This window comes from Agrobacterium cavarae (genome assembly GCF_004310285.1).
In the GTDB taxonomy this organism is placed as follows: domain Bacteria; phylum Pseudomonadota; class Alphaproteobacteria; order Rhizobiales; family Rhizobiaceae; genus Agrobacterium; species Agrobacterium cavarae.
In genome coordinates this window covers 97,139-112,617 of record NZ_SISF01000025.1, presented here as the reverse complement: position 1 = coordinate 112,617, position 15,479 = coordinate 97,139, and the positions used below count along the sequence as shown (strand labels likewise).

Below are 15,479 nucleotides of genomic sequence, written 5' to 3'. Positions count from 1 at the left end.
TAACCGCAACAAAAAACCCGCCGGATCGCCCCGGCGGGTTCTTTTAAGCTTCAGAAGCTGACGATTACTCGCCGCGGTTCTTTAGAGCCGCGCCAAGGATATCGCCGAGCGAAGCGCCGGAGTCGGACGAACCGAACTGAGCGACGGCTTCCTTCTCTTCTGCGATTTCCAGAGCCTTGATCGAAAGCATGACCTTGCGATCCTTCTTGGAGAAGTTGACGACGCGGGCGTCGAGAACCTGACCAACCGAGAAACGCTCAGGACGCTGATCGTCACGATCGCGTGCCAGGTCGTTGCGGCGGATGAAGGAGGTGATGTCTTCGTGGTTGACGAGCTTCACTTCGATGCCGCCTTCGTTGACGCCGATGACTTCAGCGGAAACGACAGCGTTCTTGCGCAGTTCGCCAGACGTTGCAGCTTCGCCGACAGAATCCTTGCCGAGCTGCTTGATACCGAGAGAGATACGCTCCTTCTCGACGTCAACGTCCAGAACGACAGCCTTGACGACGTCACCCTTGTTGAACTCTTCGATGACCTGCTCGCCCGGACGGTTCCAGTCGAGATCCGACAGGTGAACCATGCCGTCGACATCGCCTTCGAGGCCAATGAACAGGCCGAATTCGGTCTTGTTCTTGACTTCGCCTTCAACTTCAGTGCCGGCCGGATGGCTGTAGGCAAATGCCTGCCATGGGTTTTCCAGCGTCTGCTTGAGGCCGAGCGAGATACGGCGCTTGGACGGATCGACTTCGAGAACGACAACGTCGACTTCCTGGCTCGTGGACAGGATCTTGCCGGGATGTACGTTCTTCTTGGTCCAGGACATTTCGGAAATGTGGATCAGGCCTTCGATGCCCGGCTCCAGCTCGACGAATGCACCGTAGTCGGTGATGTTCGTGACCGTACCGGAGATCTTCTTGCCAACCGGGTACTTGGCGGAGATGCCATCCCACGGATCGGACTCGAGCTGCTTCATGCCGAGCGAGATACGGTGGGTTTCCTGGTTGATGCGGATGATCTGAACCTTGACCTGCTGGCCAATGTTGAGGATTTCCGAAGGATGGTTGACGCGGCGCCATGCCATGTCGGTGACGTGCAGCAGGCCGTCGATGCCGCCGAGGTCAACGAACGCACCGTAATCGGTTATGTTCTTGACGACGCCGTCAACAACCTGGCCTTCTTCGAGGTTCTGAACGATTTCAGAACGCTGCTCGGCACGGGACTCTTCGAGAACCGTACGGCGCGAAACGACGATGTTGCCGCGACGCTTGTCCATCTTGAGGATTTCGAAGGGCTGCGGGTTGTGCATCAGAGGCGTTACGTCGCGGATCGGACGAATGTCGACCTGCGAACGCGGAAGGAAGGCAACAGCGCCGTCGAGATCGACCGTGAAGCCGCCCTTGACCTGGTTGAAGATAACGCCTTCAACGCGCTCGCCGGCTTCGAACTTGGCTTCGAGCTTGACCCAGCTCTCTTCACGGCGAGCCTTCTCGCGCGACAGAACGGCTTCGCCCAGAGCGTTTTCGATGCGCTCGACATAAACTTCGACTTCGTCGCCGACTTTCAGCGTGCCGTCCTTGGACTTGGCACCGAATTCCTTGAGCGGAACGCGGCCTTCGACCTTGAGGCCAACGTCAACAATCGCGACATCCTTTTCGATGGCCGTTACGATGCCCTTGGCAACGTAGCCTTCAGCCAGGTCGTTGGAAGCAAAGGACTCTTCGAGCAGGGCTGCGAAATCGTCGCGCGTGGGGGTAGCTACAGACATTAAATCTCCTGAAGTGTCCGTTTCATCAAGGGACACACAAGCGCCGGGGGTTTGCGTTGATCATTCCCGAAATCCATGCCCGCCTTGTCGTGCAAGGCTTTCCGGCGCAGGGCATGCTTTCGGGACATTCCAGAACGGAAATCGGACCTGCCGGTTCCCGTGCAATTCTCATTTCTTCATCGCGGCATCGATAATCGCTTTTGCCGTTTGAAACGCCGCCTCTATACTCATTTCCGACGTATCAAGCAAGTGCGCGTCTTCCGCTGGTTTCAAAGGACTATCAGACCGGCCCATATCCCGCTCGTCACGCTTCTTCACATCTGCGAAAATCGCTTCGTAATCGGCAGTTCCGCCGCCCGCGACAATCTCGTCATAACGTCTCCTGGCGCGGATTTCGGGCGAGGCCGTGACGTAAAGCTTCACCGGCGCCTGCGGGCAGACAACAGTGCCGATATCGCGCCCATCCAAAACCGTGCCGGGCTCACGCGTTGAAAAGGCACGCTGCGCCGTCACCAGCGCGCGCCGCACGGCGGGCATGACCGCAATCTTCGAGGCCGCCTCGCCCACCTCGTGTCGCGAAAGAACCGAGCGATCCAGTCCGGCAAGATCGAGGTGGAGTGCGGTCTCTTCCGCAATCGCCTCGTCATCCAGAGGCTTGCCCGCATCAAGCAGTGCCTTGGCGGTGGCGCGGTAGGTCAGGCCGGTATCGAGGTGATGGAAGCCGTAAACCTCGGCGATCTTGCGCGAAAGCGTACCCTTGCCTGCGGCCGCGGGACCATCGATGGCGATAATAAAAGTCATGGGGATAAAATCTCGAATGGACGTTTGTCTCGGCTGCGGGCTTTATCATAAAGAATGCGAGCATTCACCCCGAGAGCGGCCGAAAACTTCCACCCCCGTAATCCCATGCAGTTTATCTTTGACAGGCACCACGGCAGGGATTAAGGGGACCGGCTATAAATTTACCGTCTACTGCCGAATTCACGGCGTTAAGACCGAACTCATTCAAAAATTCGAGGCTTTGACAGTGGCAAAAGCGGAACTTGGAACCAAGCGCACCGACCCCGATACCGGCAAGAAATTCTACGACCTGAACCGCGACCCGGTTGTCTCTCCTTACACCGGCAAGTCCTGGCCGCTTTCCTTCTTCGAGGAAACGACGGCCCAGGCCAAGATGGAACAGGCCGAGGAAGAGGACGTGCAGGAAGTCGATACCGAAAGCACGGACGTCGAACTCGTTTCGCTGGAAGACGCCGATGGCGACAACACCAACGACGAAGTTCCTGATGATATCGGTGATGACGATGTCGAACTGGACGATGATGACGACACCTTCCTCGAAGCCGATGAAGATGACGACGATGACGACGTCTCCGGCATCATCGGTGTCGGCGGCGACGACGAAGAGTCCTGATTTTCCAAAGTTTTTTCGCCCGGCCACAAAAAAATGTTGCCGGGCGAACTTTTCGGCTTGCCATCTTCATTCATGAGAAGTATCAAGCCGCCACCGAACGGAAACAACCGCTTCGGTTCCCGGAACCGGATCAAACATACCGGAACCCTTATGGGGCTATAGCTCAGCTGGGAGAGCGCTTGCATGGCATGCAAGAGGTCAGCGGTTCGATCCCGCTTAGCTCCACCAAATTTTCCAGCGACTGATCCAGATCTCACCAATCGCAGACTTCGCATTGATCGCTGCTTCCATCCGAAACGTGTTTTCGATTTCACTTGCTATTCCGCTGCAAAGAGCGGCTATCTCTTCTTTTAAAGAGGAGAATCGAATGGCCAAGGGTCAAGTCAGAGGCAACAAGGAAATCCGCAAACCCAAGAAGGACAAGGCCCCACCGCCTGCCGCTCCTACTCTGGGTGCGAAAACTGTCGAGGCCAGCAAGCAGAAGAAGCCGTAATAGCTCTTTGTGTTCGCAATTCGAAGCGGGTCGCCGGGGATTTGCCGAGACCCGCGTCGGGCTTAGGAATTTGACGACATCGCCCAACGGGAACGGTCGCTTCTCGAAAAATAAGAGTGACGCTCCTGAGGCATGCGGCTTAACATCATCCGTACCGCACACACCCAGCCCTTTGTAAGAGTACCGAAATAGAACAGTCTCTTTTTAGGGAATTTTTGCGTCCATCGGCTTCATCGTCACATGCCATTCCAACATAAAGCCGTGCATATCTTGATTGATCCTTAGCAGTTCGCTCAACATCCTGTTCCGTTTGATATCTCGGTTCTTGATTATTGAATTCCATGCACCGTGTGGCTCTTTTGGCAACGGTCCCATGAGCAGGAACAACCAAAAAAGATGGATCAATACTGTTCTATAGATTCCACCTGAGGCGATCATTGGACGAGGAAAGATAGGATAAGTCTGGTATTCCACGTCTTCTCCACCAAACGCGGCAGCCAATCCCGCAAGCATTGTAGGGTGTAAGATCGTTGAGCCTGCGATTTCGGCAGGCGCGCGCAAGCTGTCGACTATGTTGCTTCCCGCCAAGCCCATCCGATTGTTGACTAGCTCAGCGACCCGACGCTTCATTTTATTTTTACTTATATGTTTATGCCAGAATTGATTTGCTTGCTCAGGCTCGATCGTGTCCGCGAACTTCTCCGTGAGCTCGAGATCGTGAATGCAGCAGATCAGTACATCGACGTGCTCAAGGAAGCTTCGCGAAAGCCCTCTTGCCTGAATATCGAAACCGCGTTCGACTAGCTCGATGATCGCCCATAGGTCGTTAGCTAGTCGGGAAAAGAAAGCTAAAGCTACGGTCTGCTCCGTATCCGGTGTTCCGTCAATATCGGTGTCCCGCAGTGAAATATCATTCAAAATGGATACTGAAATAGCGGAAAGCCACGTCGCTGCGATTGCCGCTCCACGGTGCAGCACGTAGAATTCACTATCTTGCGCCAAGAGCCGCTCGTAGGCTTTACGTCCCTTTCTTCGCTCCAGCGAGAGGCTAATCGCTGAGAGTTTTCCCAAGGCATTCAACTGCCTTTGTATGCGGCGATCAAAATCTTGGCGAATACTACGCTGGCGAAGGTTCAAAAGGTCGAGCAGCAAATTGAAGATCATCTTGGCCTCCGATCCTAAGAGAACCACCTTACATGCCCGCAGAACATTCTCTGCGGGCGATATTCTCCAACGTCTTTAAAAAGCATCGAGCTCGACATGAATCACGGGCAATAATCTAGCAAACCAATGACTGGGATGCCAAAATCTGAAACAAGCTTGAACGGAAGCTTCGATTAACCGGTTGAGGCTGCCGACACCCGTTAACAAAGGACGGCAGTGAGAGACATTTCTGTGCGTCAGACATCGCGCTGTTACGCGCCGCCAAATTGCACCCTTCACTCCTCATCCCCATCATCCCCCGAAAGATGATTGCGCGTCGACTGCTTCACCTGCCCCACATGCATAATCAGCCCCGAGATAACGATGGGGTCCACATCAGCCATCATGTCTTTCAGCCAGCCGTCATGGGCCTTTGCCATGGCGTCGAAGGTCGTGCGCCCCTTATCGGTGAGGTGGGCGACGATGACGCGGCGGTCGTCGGGGAGGCGTTCGCGGATGACGAGGCCATCTGCTTCCAGCCGCTCCACCAGACCGGTGATATTGCCGTTGGTGACCATCGTGCGCTTGGAAAGTTCGCCAAGCCGCAGGCCGTCCGTTTCGCGGTAGAGCTGCGAGAGAAGATCGAACTGCGGCAGCGTGGCGCCGAATTCGCGGCGCAGGCGGCGACGGATTTCCTGGGAGATGAGTTTGGTCGTAGAGAGCAAGCGCAGCCACAGGCGCAGTTCCTGTTTCTTGCCATCCTGCGTATCGCTGATGATCGCTTCCAGATCGATAGCCGACATAACCCATCCCTTGTCCTGAAGTGTGCCGCGGTCTCTCATACAGAACCCGGGCCCTTCAAGTTTCTTGTTCTAACGCATGTCGTGACGGCAAAACCTCTGCCTGCTTTTTACGAGACATGCTCTTATCGGTAGTCTAGAACACCATTCGTGCTGCGGGGTCAACATTCTCAAAGCTTCAAGCAATGTTTCGGCAGCGGCAGACGGGCGATTGCGAGGCCTGGGGTCCTCAAGCTGGCATGCCTTCGTGATGCGGTCCGCTTCGGATATATGCATGTACAGATTTGACAGAATCTTGAGAGCAGCGTGGGTTGCTTGGGAGTCATCTCAAGCCGTGGCTATGTCCTTCACCGCGCTGATATTGAGGCACCATCAAGGCTCTTCAAACCACTTCCGAAAAACAATTTAAGCTTAAACAAAATTCTTGCATATCCATATTTTTGGTCATAGGTTTTTCCCATTATCGCATCTGCTTCTTTCAGCAGCGCTGACGAAGCAGGAACAGACGGTTCAAAAAAGGGGAACTTGAATGACCGATGCTTCGATGATTGCAGGGCTTGCCAGCGGGTTGCTTTCCGGCAAGGTGAAGGTGGTGGATCTGACCGCGCCGCTTGGGCCGGACACACCAGTTCTTTACCTGCCGCCGCAGTTCGGCAAGAACACCCCCAATGTCAAAGTCCATACCATTTCCGCCTATGATCAGGACGGCCCGTTCTGGGCCTGGAACTGGCTGGAGCTTGGCGAACATACCGGCACCCATTTTGACGCGCCGTGCCATTGGATAACCGGCAAGGACAATGCCGAAAACACGACCGACACCATTCCCCCGCAGAACTTCGTCGCGCCGGTCAATGTCATCGACCGCTCAAAGGAAGCGGCTGAAAACCCGGATTACCTGCTGACTGTCGAAAGCATTCAGGAATGGGAAGCAGAGCACGGCGCAATCGAACCCGGCACCTGGGTGCTGCTGCGCACCGACTGGTACAAGCGCAACGGCTCGACGGAGACCTTCCTCAATGCCGATGAGAACGGTCCGCACTCCCCCGGCCCAACGGCAGAAGCCATCGAATATCTTCTCTCCAAGGGCATTATCGGCTGGGGCCAGGAAACCATCGGCACGGATGCAGGCTCCGCAGGCGGCATGAACCCACCCTTCCCGGCCCACAACCTCATGCACAAGGCAAACAAGTACGGTCTTGCCAGCCTCTGCCATCTCGATCAGTTGCCGCCAAAGGGCGCGATCCTGATTGCGGCGCCGCTGAAGCTGGTCAAGGGAACGGGCTCGCCCGTGCGTGCGCTGGCGCTCGTCGTCTAAGCCAGCCTGGCACAGCCTTATCTATCGGTCGGAGACGTGATTCACGCCTCCGCATCTCCCCATCATGAAGATGCTGCCTTCGCCTATCCCGGAGTTTCCCATGGCTGATCCTGATTACATCATCGTCGGAAGCGGCATCAATGCGCTGGTGGCTGCGGCTCTCTTGGGCAAGAAGGGCAAGCGCGTCCTGCTGCTTGAGAGAAACGACCGTATCGGCGGCTGCCTGCGCACCGAAGAGATCACCCTTCCAGGCTTTCGCCACGACGTCATGGCAACGACCATGGTTCTGTTTTTGACCTCGCCTGCCTTTGCCGCTCTCGGCAAGGATCTGGAGGCGAGAGGGCTGGAATTCTGCCACACATCGACGCCAACCGGCGTTCTGCGGCCGGATGGCACGAATGCCATTCTCTCGATGGATCGTGCCCGCAACATAACCCATTTCGATGGTATCTCCGAGGGGGACGGCAAGGCCTTCGACCGGGAGATGGGTCGTTTCGCAGGCAATGCCGGCTTCGTCTTCGGCCTGCTCGGCGGCAATCTCTGGTCCACGGCGACAGCCAGGCTGCTTGGTCGCGAGGTCTGGAAACGGGGGTTGAAGGGACTCACCGCATTTTTCGGGGAAGCCTTGGCGCCTGCGCGCGGCTATCTCGAAACAACCTATCGCTCCGAAGAACTGCGCGGGCTTTTTGCCCCCTGGGCGCTGCATTGCGGCCTCGGGCCGGAGAGCGCCTATTCCGCAGAAATGACCCGCGTCATCGGCTTTGCCATCGAGGCGGCGGGTTGCCCCATCGTCAAAGGCGGGGCCGATAATCTGCTCGCAGCCTTCGAGCAGCTGATCACCGATCAGGGCGGCAGCATCATGCGCAACGCCGATGTCGAGCGGGTCGATATCGATGGGTCCGGCAAGGCCGTCGGCGTCACGCTCGCCGATGGAAATCGGTTACGCGCAGCCCAAGGCATCATCGCATCGGTCACGCCACACCAGCTCTACGAGCGCCTTCTCAGCGCCTCATCCGCCACCCTTCCCCAGCCCGTTCAGGAAGGACTTGCCAGCTATCGATACGGCAAGGGCAACATGCAGATCCATTATGCGCTGAAGGCAGCCCCGCGTTGGCGCGCCGGGGAAGAACTGAGCAAGGTGGCGCTCTTGCATCTAACCCCTGGTCTCGATGGAGTATCCCGATCCGCCAATGAAGCCGAACGCGGTCTTCTTCCGGCAGAACCGACGGTCTGCGTCGGCCAGCCGACATCGCTTGACCCCAGCCGCGCGCCGGATGGCGCAGCCATTCTCTGGCTGCAGGTGCCGGATACGCCGCGCCATATCAAGGGCGATGCGGCCAATGAGCTTGCCTGCCCAGCGGACGGCCGCTGGACGGAGGCGTTGCGAGAGGCCTTTGCCGATCGCATAGAAACCACGCTGCGCGCGCAGATCGAGAATTTCGACGAGATCGTTCTGAAGCGCCGTGCCTACGCGCCGACGGACCTAGAGGCGATGAACATGAACCTCGTCGGCGGCGATCCTTACGGTGGTTTCTGCGGGCTCGACCAATTCTTTCTCTGGCGTCCGTTCAAAAGCTCGGTTAACCACAAGACCCATGTTGCGGGGCTCTACCATATCGGGGCGTCCACGCATCCAGGCCCGGGTCTTGCAGGCGGCTCCGGTTTCCTGCTCGCCTCGTCTTTGCGCTGATAAAGGGATGAAATCACTTGGATAACGGCTTTTCCGTCGAATTCCTCGGAAATCCCGACGACCAGACCAAACGCATTCCCAGCCTCGGCGAGATCGGGCTCAACAATTTTGCGCCCTACATCATGAACCGCATCATGGCGCGGTGGAATGCAAACCTTGCCGAAGACATGAAGGCGCGCGACGTCACCACCGTGAAGATGCGCGCCCTTGCCGTTCTTAACGTCTCCTCGTCGCTCACCATCAACGAGCTTTCCGTCTTCGCCGTTACCGAGCAATCGACCATGAGCCGAACGCTGGATTCGCTTGAGGAACAGGGCCTGGTACGCCGCGTGCCGCGCGCCGACGACATGCGGGTGCGCGATGTGACAATCACCGATGAAGGCCGCGCCGTTTTCGAAGATGTCTGGCCGATCATGTACAACGACATGTGCCGGATGTTCAAAGACATCGACGACGAGGAATATCGCGCCTTCGTGACGACCCTGCACAAGATTCTGCGCAATATCCGTCGTCACGATATCTAGAGGGCAGTCGGTCAGCCGCTTTGACGCAGGTCTCCGCAGGCGCAGGCATCGTTTGCCGCTTCTTGTTGTCCCGTCACCTCAACCGCCTCCCATTTGCGCAGCCGCGATGTCTTGCCGATTCCCGTATTGAAGCTGTTGGTTGGGTCCAGTTGACGGTAAAAGGCCTTGAGTGCTGGCTTTGCCTCATAGAGGTGGCCGACGTTGTGCTCCGCCGGATATTCCGCGCCGCGCACGTCCAGCGTTTTCATGATCGCGTGTTCCAGCGCTTCGCAATCCACACCCTTATGCACCAGATATTCCTGATGCATCACCTGGCAGAGAAAGTGGCCAACATAGATTTTCAGCGCGATCTTGTCGCTGATCTCCTCCGGCAGCGTCTCGAACCAGTTGATCGTATCGCGTGGCAGGGCGACGTCGAGCGCCACGATATCCTCGATGGTCTTGCGATGAACGGCGCGGTAACGCACCACGGCACCCCCCGTGACAAACCGGTTGAGGAAGGCCGCCTGCCCCTCTTCCTTCGTGCATTCCAGAAAGTCACCGTTGAGGCCCGGGAAGATCGAATTCAGGTAGTCGCGCATTTCCGCAATGCAGGCACCACCGGTGCGAAACATCAGGTGATGCGCATAGCGGTCGCGATAGTCGATGAGACGCCTCGGCAGGTGTTCGGGTAGGAGCCGGCTCAAAGTCTGAAGCAGACGATCCGACAGCGTCTTGCCCAGCCCGAGCATTTCGGTGACGCCATCGAACCAGCTTTTCGCCGCATAGGCGCGGGGCACATTGACCGAACCAAACTTCTGAATGAAGACGAAGAGATCCTTGCCATAGGTCTGCGCTGCGCCAAACGCATCGGCATGCATATACTCGCCGGCAATCGGCAGGTTACGAAACTGGCCCAGCACGTGGCGACGGATCGTCTGCAGCACGGCAGGGTCGTTGCTGCCCACGTAGAAGACCTGCTCTTGCGCCTCGGCAGCAAAGGTATCCATGCGCACCGCAAAAACGGCAACCTTGCCGGCAGAGCCGGAAACCTCGTAATGCCGCCTCGGATCGGCGTTGAAACGCGCGGGCGTCGAGGCATCGATATCGCGGACATAGTTTGCATATTCGCGGTCGGATGCCCACGCGCCATTTTCGTCGTGGATGTCGGCGGCGGTGTAGTCGCCGCGGTCCAGACGCGCCAGAACATCTTCCGAGTTCTGTCCAAGTTCCACGCCGAGATGGTTGACGAGCTCGAGCTTGCCTTCGGCATTCACCCGCGCAAACAGCGAAAGCTGCGTGTAAGCCGGACCGCGATGGACCAGCGAGCCGCCGGAATTATTGCACACACCGCCCGTCACCGAAGCACCGATGCAGCTTGAGCCGATGACGGAATGGGGCTCGCGCCCAAGCGGCTTCAATCGGCGCTCGAGACTTTCGAGCGTCGCGCCCGGCAAGCATATGACCTGTGCACCATCGCGGATCAGATCGACGCGTGAGAGGCGCATGGTGTTGATGATGACGATTGGCCGGTCATAGCCGTTTCCGAAGGGCGTGGAACCGCCAGTCAAACCGGTGTTCGCGGCCTGAAGGATAATCGCCACATCGGAGTCCACGCAGGCTTGCAGGACATGCCACTGTTCCAAGAGCGTGCCTGGCTGAACGGCTGCAGCAATCTCCCCGTCTCCGTAACGATAGCCGGTGCGGAAGCGACGGGTCGCGCCGGCGCCGACGTGGACATGGCTGTCGCCTGCAATGCTGCGCAAACGTTCGATGAGGGTCGTGATCATGGAAGGAGCCTTTCGATCCTTGCAGGCCGTCCATCTCCTCAATACGGGACGTCATGCTGATATCGTGGTCGGCCTGGTATGGCAGGTCGCGTTATTTTAGGGGAAGTCCGGCGGGTGTAAATCCGCTGTTGCCTGATAGGGGTATAACATTAGCAGATAGCGAAACCATCACCTGAGCGTCAAGAGCCGGATAAACTCGGAGGCTGCCGGTGGCAAGGGTGTGCGGGTGCGGGTAATCAGCTCATAGGCCTGGCTCTTGGAATGAAGCCTGAAAGAGAGTTTGCGGGCAATGCCGAGACCCGCAAACACATTGGCAACATCATTTGACAGGAGGGCAACGTAGTTCTGGCTGGACTGAACCAGAGACATGGTTGCGAAGGCGGATCGCGTCTCGACAAGCGTGCGCGGAAAGGCGAGACCAGCCTGCTGATACTCCTGTTCCAAGGACAAGCGCATCGGCATTCGAGCCGTGTAGACGATCCAGCGCGAGTCGGAAAAGTCGGTCAGCATTACGCGCTTGCGCCCCACCAGCGGATGCGCCGGATTGGCGACGACCGTCAGAATTTCATCCTGAAAGGCAAAGACATCGTAGAGTTCGGGTGTCGGACTGACAGAACTGCGACCAATCACCAGATCAAGGTCGCCGCGATCGAGTTGGCGCAGAAGCTCACCGCTCGTATCCTCCAATATCTCTATCGACACGCTTGGAAATCTTTCGGTGAAGGCAAGCACGGCCTCCGTCACCAGCGGCACCGCACCCATGATGGTGCCGACCCGCAGCCGGGCCCACTCTCCGTCGGCAATGTGGCGCAACTCCTCCTGGAAGCTTCGAACCTGAGACATCATCACCTTCGCATGGCGGATGGCGCATTGACCTGCGGGTGTTGCCGACAGCCCGCGATTGGTGCGTATGAAAAGCTGCTGCTGCGCGGTTTCCTCTATTTCCTGGAGGCTTTTGGTGGCCCGAGGCTGGCTCATGCCGATACGTGCGGCGGCAGCCTTGAGGGAGTTGGCATCATCGATGGTAGCAAGCAAGTGGATCTGCCGCATCGTGAGACGGCCAAGCCCGCGCATCGTCTGATCCATCATCATATATTCCCTCCCGTTATACCCATATCGACACTTAGCGCATTTACGGGGGGAAATATATCGATATCGTCGTCAGCCAACGCACAAGCTGCTGGCTCTCGCGACGACCCTCACAGGGCCGGCAGCGGTCGCTTGCGCCGAATTTGGGAGGTTAGACGTGCCACTGATAAACTACATCACCCGTGTCCAGTTCGGATATGGTGCGCTTGAACTTTTGGCAGACGAGCTTGCACTGGCAAAAATCGACAGAGCGCTGATTGTCAGCGACAAGCCGATTTCGGCGCTTGGGATGGTAGAGCGGGTTCGCGCGCTCGTCGGCAACAAGGTTGCGGGCATCTATGACGAAACGCCCGGCAATCCCAACGAAGTGGCCGTACGCGCGGCAACCGAGCTTTTCATCTCCAGCGGCGCGGACGGTCTGATTGCAATCGGCGGAGGCTCAGCGCTCGATCTCGCCAAGGCGGTCGCTGTAATGGCAGCGCATGACGGACCGCTTAAGACCTTTGCCGCAATCGAAGGCGGCACGGAAAAAATCCCCGCCAAGACATTCCCTGTGATCGCCATTCCAACGACATCCGGCACGGGAAGCGAAGTCGGGCGCGGCGCGATCATCATCCTCGAGGACGGCCGCAAGGTCGGTCTCCTATCGAACTATCTCGTACCGAAAGCGGCAATCTGCGATCCAGAACTGACGCTCAGCCTCCCCGCCATGCTGACAGCCGCGACCGGAATGGATGCGATTTCCCATTGCATCGAGACCTATCTCGCCCCCTCCTTCAACCCGCCGGCCGATGGTATCGCGCTTGAGGGGCTGCGCCGTGCCTGGGGGCATCTTGCAGCCGCCACTTCAGAACCCGGCAACCGTGAGGCCCGGCTCAACATGAGTATCGCCGCGACCATGGGAGCAATGAGCTTCCAAAAGGGTCTTGGCTGCGTTCACAGCCTGAGCCACTCATTGGGCGGCCTCAATCCGAAACTGCACCACGGCACGCTGAATGCGATTTTCTTGCCTGCGGTTCTGGAGTTCAATCGCTCGGCACAGACGGTGGTCGAGGAAGACAAGTTCTCCCGTCTGGCTCATGCCATGGGTCTTGCCGGTCCCGACGACGTCGTCCCTGCAGTGGAAGCCATGACACGGCGCATCGGTCTTCCCGTCAAGCTCTCCGAGCTCGGCGTTGAAGATAGCCTGTTTCCCGCAATCATCGCCGGCGCGCTGAAAGATCACACCCATAAGACCAATCCGCGCGAGGCTTCCCACGAAGATTACCAAGCGATGCTCTCACGATCCTACTGACATCACACACAGGCCCATGGCGCATTTTGACCGGCTGCGGAGCCAGGGTTGGGAGCCCTGAGCGCCGCGTGCGCCTTGCCTTTCACCGGGCGGCCGCATGCCGGGGGCCATGACCGCGCGTGTGACCTGACTTGCAGACAACTGATTACTGTGGAGGAAATCATGTCAAAAACAGAAAATGGAAGCCTGGAGGCTTCCACCATGAAAGCCGTTCTCTGGCGGCTCATTCCCTTTGTTATGCTTCTTTATTTCATAGCCTATCTGGACCGCGTCAATATCGGTTTTGCAGCGCTGACCATGAATGCGGATCTCGGTTTTTCCGCGACCGTTTATGGACTGGGCGCCGGCATCTTCTTCATCGGCTATGCGCTTTTCGAAGTGCCGAGCAACATCTTTCTACACAAGCTTGGTGCGCGGGTGTGGATCGCGCGCATCATGATCACCTGGGGCTTGTTGTCCGGTGCCATGGCATTCGTCACCAATCCAACCAGCTTCTACATTATTCGCTTTTTGCTCGGCGCCGCTGAGGCTGGCTTCTTCCCCGGCATCATCCTGTACCTCACCTACTGGTTTCCGGCCAAGACGCGCGGTAAGGCCATTGGCCTCTTCATGGTGTCCATCCCGTTGTCGGCCATGATCGGCGCGCCGATCTCTTCAGCCCTTCTCGGCCTCGACTGGTTGAGCATGCGGGGCTGGCAGTGGATGTTCATTTTGGAAGCGATTCCCGCGGTTATTCTCGGCATCGTCACGATCTTCTACCTGACAGACCGCCCTGAACAGGCAAAGTGGTTGTCGCCGGGTCAGCGTGACTGGCTTTCGGCCAAGATGGCCGCCGAACGGGGCGCGATTGCCAATCAGCATGGTGAGAAGTCACTGAAAGCAGCCCTAATGGACAAGAAGGTCCTCGGCTTCGCATTCATCTATTTCTGCGTCGTGCTGGGTTCCTATACGCTCGGTTTCTGGCTTCCGCAGATGATCAAGAGCTTCGGCGAGATGAGCAACTTCCACATCGGACTTGCGACAGCCGGCGTCAACATGTTCGGCGTGGTGGCGATGATCTACTGGACACGCCGCTCCGATGCGCGGCAGGAACGTCTTGGCCATTTCGCCTTCGCCGTCATCCTCGCAGCAATAGGCTTTGGTGTCTGCGCGGCGACACTTTCGACCCCGATCGTGGCCGTGATAGCTCTGACCTTCGCCGGCATGGGCATCTTCTCCGCCCTTCCCACCTTCTGGGCACTTCCGACGACCTTCCTGACAGGTGTCGGCGCGGCTGCAGGGATTGCACTCATCAACTCCATCGGCAACCTTGCCGGTTATCTCGGACCCTTCGTCATGGGCTATCTGAAGGATCAGACCGGCAGCTACTCGGCCGGATTGGTCATCGTCTCAGCACTTCTCGCCTGCGGTGCTCTAAGCCTTCTCTTCGTCACCCGGATGAAGGCACCATCTGCAAACACGCAGCATCCCGCCTGACCCAATCGTCCTCCCGCGGACCAAGACGCTCCCTCGTTCTTCGAGGGGGCGTTTTGTATGTGCTGCGGCTGTGCTTTCGTGTCTTTCGCTGATCGGCCTGAACTGCATGCCGATATCTGAGTTATCGAGTGGATGACCGTTCGAAACAATGAAATCAGAGCGAGAATAGCGAGATGCAGATAGACCATTTTATCCTTTCGCCAAGCGACTGGGTTCCCAATCATCCCACTTTGCCAGTTCTGATCTATAGCCAGATCCGGGCCGATGTGGATTCATCGGCTTTCGAGGACATGTTCCACGACAATGGCTGGACCGGCATCTGGCGAAACGGTGTCTTCGCCTATCATCACTATCACAGCGGTGCGCACGAGGTCCTCGGCGTTGGACGCGGTGAGGCGAAGCTGCAGATCGGTGGACCGGATGGAAAGATACTGGATGTGAGGCAAGGCGACTGCCTGCTTCTGCCTGCGGGAACGGGGCATAAGCGGCTGGAAAGCTCGAACGATTTTCAGGTGGTCGGTGCTTACCCTCCGGGGCAGGAGGCAGACATTCAGCGCAACGCGCCGAGTGAGAAGATGCTGGCGCGGATAAAATCTCTTCCTATTCCCGAAACCGATCCGGTGCTGAAAACATCCGGCGGCTTGGTCGAACTCTGGCGTTAGGCGATAACAACGAGCACAGGTGGCGAGGCCTCTGTCTCGAATGAC

The 15,479-nt window shown here is 57.6% G+C and carries 14 protein-coding genes and 1 tRNA gene; 9 read left to right on the top strand and 6 right to left on the bottom strand.

Going from position 1 to position 15,479, the window contains the following annotated elements; translation table 11 throughout:
• Nucleotides 1-64 precede the first annotated feature (64 nt).
• Both rpsA and cmk read right to left on the bottom strand, forming a co-directional pair.
• Nucleotides 65-1,765, bottom strand: coding sequence for a 30S ribosomal protein S1 (gene rpsA, locus EYC79_RS06655; RefSeq protein ID WP_062427705.1), 1,701 nt, complete (start codon nucleotides 1,763-1,765; stop codon nucleotides 65-67).
• 168 nt (nucleotides 1,766-1,933) lie between these two features.
• Entirely contained in the window at nucleotides 1,934-2,566 is a 633-nt protein-coding gene (gene cmk / locus EYC79_RS06650; RefSeq protein ID WP_130977526.1) for a (d)CMP kinase, read from the bottom strand.
• A 226-nt stretch (nucleotides 2,567-2,792) separates the two neighbouring features.
• Here cmk and EYC79_RS06645 point away from each other — a divergent pair, with 226 nt between their 5' ends.
• The 3 genes from EYC79_RS06645 to EYC79_RS23900 all read left to right on the top strand — a co-directional run bounded on the left by EYC79_RS06645 (nucleotide 2,793) and on the right by EYC79_RS23900 (nucleotide 3,672).
• A complete protein-coding gene (locus EYC79_RS06645) occupies nucleotides 2,793-3,179 on the top strand; it encodes a TIGR02300 family protein (RefSeq protein ID WP_062427762.1) in 387 nt (128 codons plus the stop codon).
• 152 nt (nucleotides 3,180-3,331) lie between these two features.
• Nucleotides 3,332-3,407: transfer RNA gene (locus EYC79_RS06640), tRNA-Ala, on the top strand.
• 139 nt (nucleotides 3,408-3,546) lie between these two features.
• The gene (locus EYC79_RS23900; protein ID WP_280956449.1) at nucleotides 3,547-3,672 is read left to right on the top strand and encodes a hypothetical protein; all 126 of its coding nucleotides are present in this window, start codon (nucleotides 3,547-3,549) and stop codon (nucleotides 3,670-3,672) included.
• Nucleotides 3,673-3,876: 204 nt separating this feature from the next.
• Here EYC79_RS23900 and EYC79_RS06635 read toward each other — a convergent pair whose 3' ends face one another.
• Both EYC79_RS06635 and EYC79_RS06630 read right to left on the bottom strand, forming a co-directional pair.
• The gene (locus EYC79_RS06635) at nucleotides 3,877-4,836 is read right to left on the bottom strand and encodes a hypothetical protein (RefSeq protein WP_130977525.1); all 960 of its coding nucleotides are present in this window, start codon (nucleotides 4,834-4,836) and stop codon (nucleotides 3,877-3,879) included.
• 275 nt (nucleotides 4,837-5,111) lie between these two features.
• A complete protein-coding gene (locus EYC79_RS06630) occupies nucleotides 5,112-5,618 on the bottom strand; it encodes a MarR family winged helix-turn-helix transcriptional regulator (RefSeq protein WP_112957000.1) in 507 nt (168 codons plus the stop codon).
• Between the two features lie 526 nt (nucleotides 5,619-6,144).
• Here EYC79_RS06630 and EYC79_RS06625 point away from each other — a divergent pair.
• The 3 genes from EYC79_RS06625 to EYC79_RS06615 all read left to right on the top strand — a co-directional run bounded on the left by EYC79_RS06625 (nucleotide 6,145) and on the right by EYC79_RS06615 (nucleotide 9,144).
• Nucleotides 6,145-6,930 carry a cyclase family protein gene (locus EYC79_RS06625; RefSeq protein ID WP_111850825.1) on the top strand — a complete coding sequence of 262 codons (786 nt, stop codon included), beginning with the start codon at nucleotides 6,145-6,147 and terminating at the stop codon, nucleotides 6,928-6,930.
• 100 nt (nucleotides 6,931-7,030) lie between these two features.
• Nucleotides 7,031-8,620 (top strand): phytoene desaturase family protein, encoded by a 1,590-nt coding sequence (locus EYC79_RS06620; RefSeq protein ID WP_130977524.1) that lies wholly within the window; start codon nucleotides 7,031-7,033, stop codon nucleotides 8,618-8,620.
• 17 nt (nucleotides 8,621-8,637) lie between these two features.
• Nucleotides 8,638-9,144, top strand: coding sequence for a MarR family winged helix-turn-helix transcriptional regulator (locus tag EYC79_RS06615; RefSeq protein ID WP_062445126.1), 507 nt, complete (start codon nucleotides 8,638-8,640; stop codon nucleotides 9,142-9,144).
• An 11-nt stretch (nucleotides 9,145-9,155) separates the two neighbouring features.
• Here the strand turns inward: EYC79_RS06615 and dld are convergent, their stop codons facing one another.
• Together dld and EYC79_RS06605 are read right to left on the bottom strand one after the other, a co-directional pair.
• Entirely contained in the window at nucleotides 9,156-10,913 is a 1,758-nt protein-coding gene (gene dld, locus EYC79_RS06610; protein WP_130977523.1) for a D-lactate dehydrogenase, read from the bottom strand.
• 168 nt (nucleotides 10,914-11,081) lie between these two features.
• Complete coding sequence (locus tag EYC79_RS06605) at nucleotides 11,082-12,005, bottom strand: LysR family transcriptional regulator (RefSeq protein ID WP_245495208.1); 924 nt, start codon at nucleotides 12,003-12,005, stop codon at nucleotides 11,082-11,084.
• 154 nt (nucleotides 12,006-12,159) lie between these two features.
• On the opposite strand from EYC79_RS06605, the gene EYC79_RS06600 reads away from it, so the two are divergent.
• The 3 genes from EYC79_RS06600 (at nucleotide 12,160) to EYC79_RS06590 (ending at nucleotide 15,434) form a co-directional block, all read left to right on the top strand.
• The gene (locus EYC79_RS06600) at nucleotides 12,160-13,296 is read left to right on the top strand and encodes an iron-containing alcohol dehydrogenase (protein ID WP_130977522.1); all 1,137 of its coding nucleotides are present in this window, start codon (nucleotides 12,160-12,162) and stop codon (nucleotides 13,294-13,296) included.
• 162 nt (nucleotides 13,297-13,458) lie between these two features.
• Entirely contained in the window at nucleotides 13,459-14,772 is a 1,314-nt protein-coding gene (locus EYC79_RS06595) for an MFS transporter (RefSeq protein WP_245495207.1), read from the top strand.
• Between the two features lie 173 nt (nucleotides 14,773-14,945).
• A complete protein-coding gene (locus tag EYC79_RS06590) occupies nucleotides 14,946-15,434 on the top strand; it encodes a cupin (RefSeq protein ID WP_130977521.1) in 489 nt (162 codons plus the stop codon).
• Nucleotides 15,435-15,479: the final 45 nt, after the last annotated feature.

Bases quoted from the DNA above. Each gene is read 5' to 3' on its own strand.
- EYC79_RS06620 (WP_130977524.1), top strand. From the start codon at position 7,031: ATGGCTGATCCTGATTACATCATCGTCGGAAGCGGCATCAATGCGCTG.
- EYC79_RS06590 (WP_130977521.1), top strand. From the start codon at position 14,946: ATGCAGATAGACCATTTTATCCTTTCGCCAAGCGACTGGGTTCCCAAT.
- rpsA (WP_062427705.1), bottom strand. From the start codon at position 1,765: ATGTCTGTAGCTACCCCCACGCGCGACGATTTCGCAGCCCTGCTCGAA.
- EYC79_RS06595 (WP_245495207.1), top strand. From the start codon at position 13,459: ATGTCAAAAACAGAAAATGGAAGCCTGGAGGCTTCCACCATGAAAGCC.
- dld (WP_130977523.1), bottom strand. From the start codon at position 10,913: ATGATCACGACCCTCATCGAACGTTTGCGCAGCATTGCAGGCGACAGC.
- EYC79_RS06605 (WP_245495208.1), bottom strand. From the start codon at position 12,005: ATGATGATGGATCAGACGATGCGCGGGCTTGGCCGTCTCACGATGCGG.
- cmk (WP_130977526.1), bottom strand. From the start codon at position 2,566: ATGACTTTTATTATCGCCATCGATGGTCCCGCGGCCGCAGGCAAGGGT.
- EYC79_RS06630 (WP_112957000.1), bottom strand. From the start codon at position 5,618: ATGTCGGCTATCGATCTGGAAGCGATCATCAGCGATACGCAGGATGGC.
- EYC79_RS06625 (WP_111850825.1), top strand. From the start codon at position 6,145: ATGACCGATGCTTCGATGATTGCAGGGCTTGCCAGCGGGTTGCTTTCC.
- EYC79_RS23900 (WP_280956449.1), top strand. From the start codon at position 3,547: ATGGCCAAGGGTCAAGTCAGAGGCAACAAGGAAATCCGCAAACCCAAG.
- EYC79_RS06635 (WP_130977525.1), bottom strand. From the start codon at position 4,836: ATGATCTTCAATTTGCTGCTCGACCTTTTGAACCTTCGCCAGCGTAGT.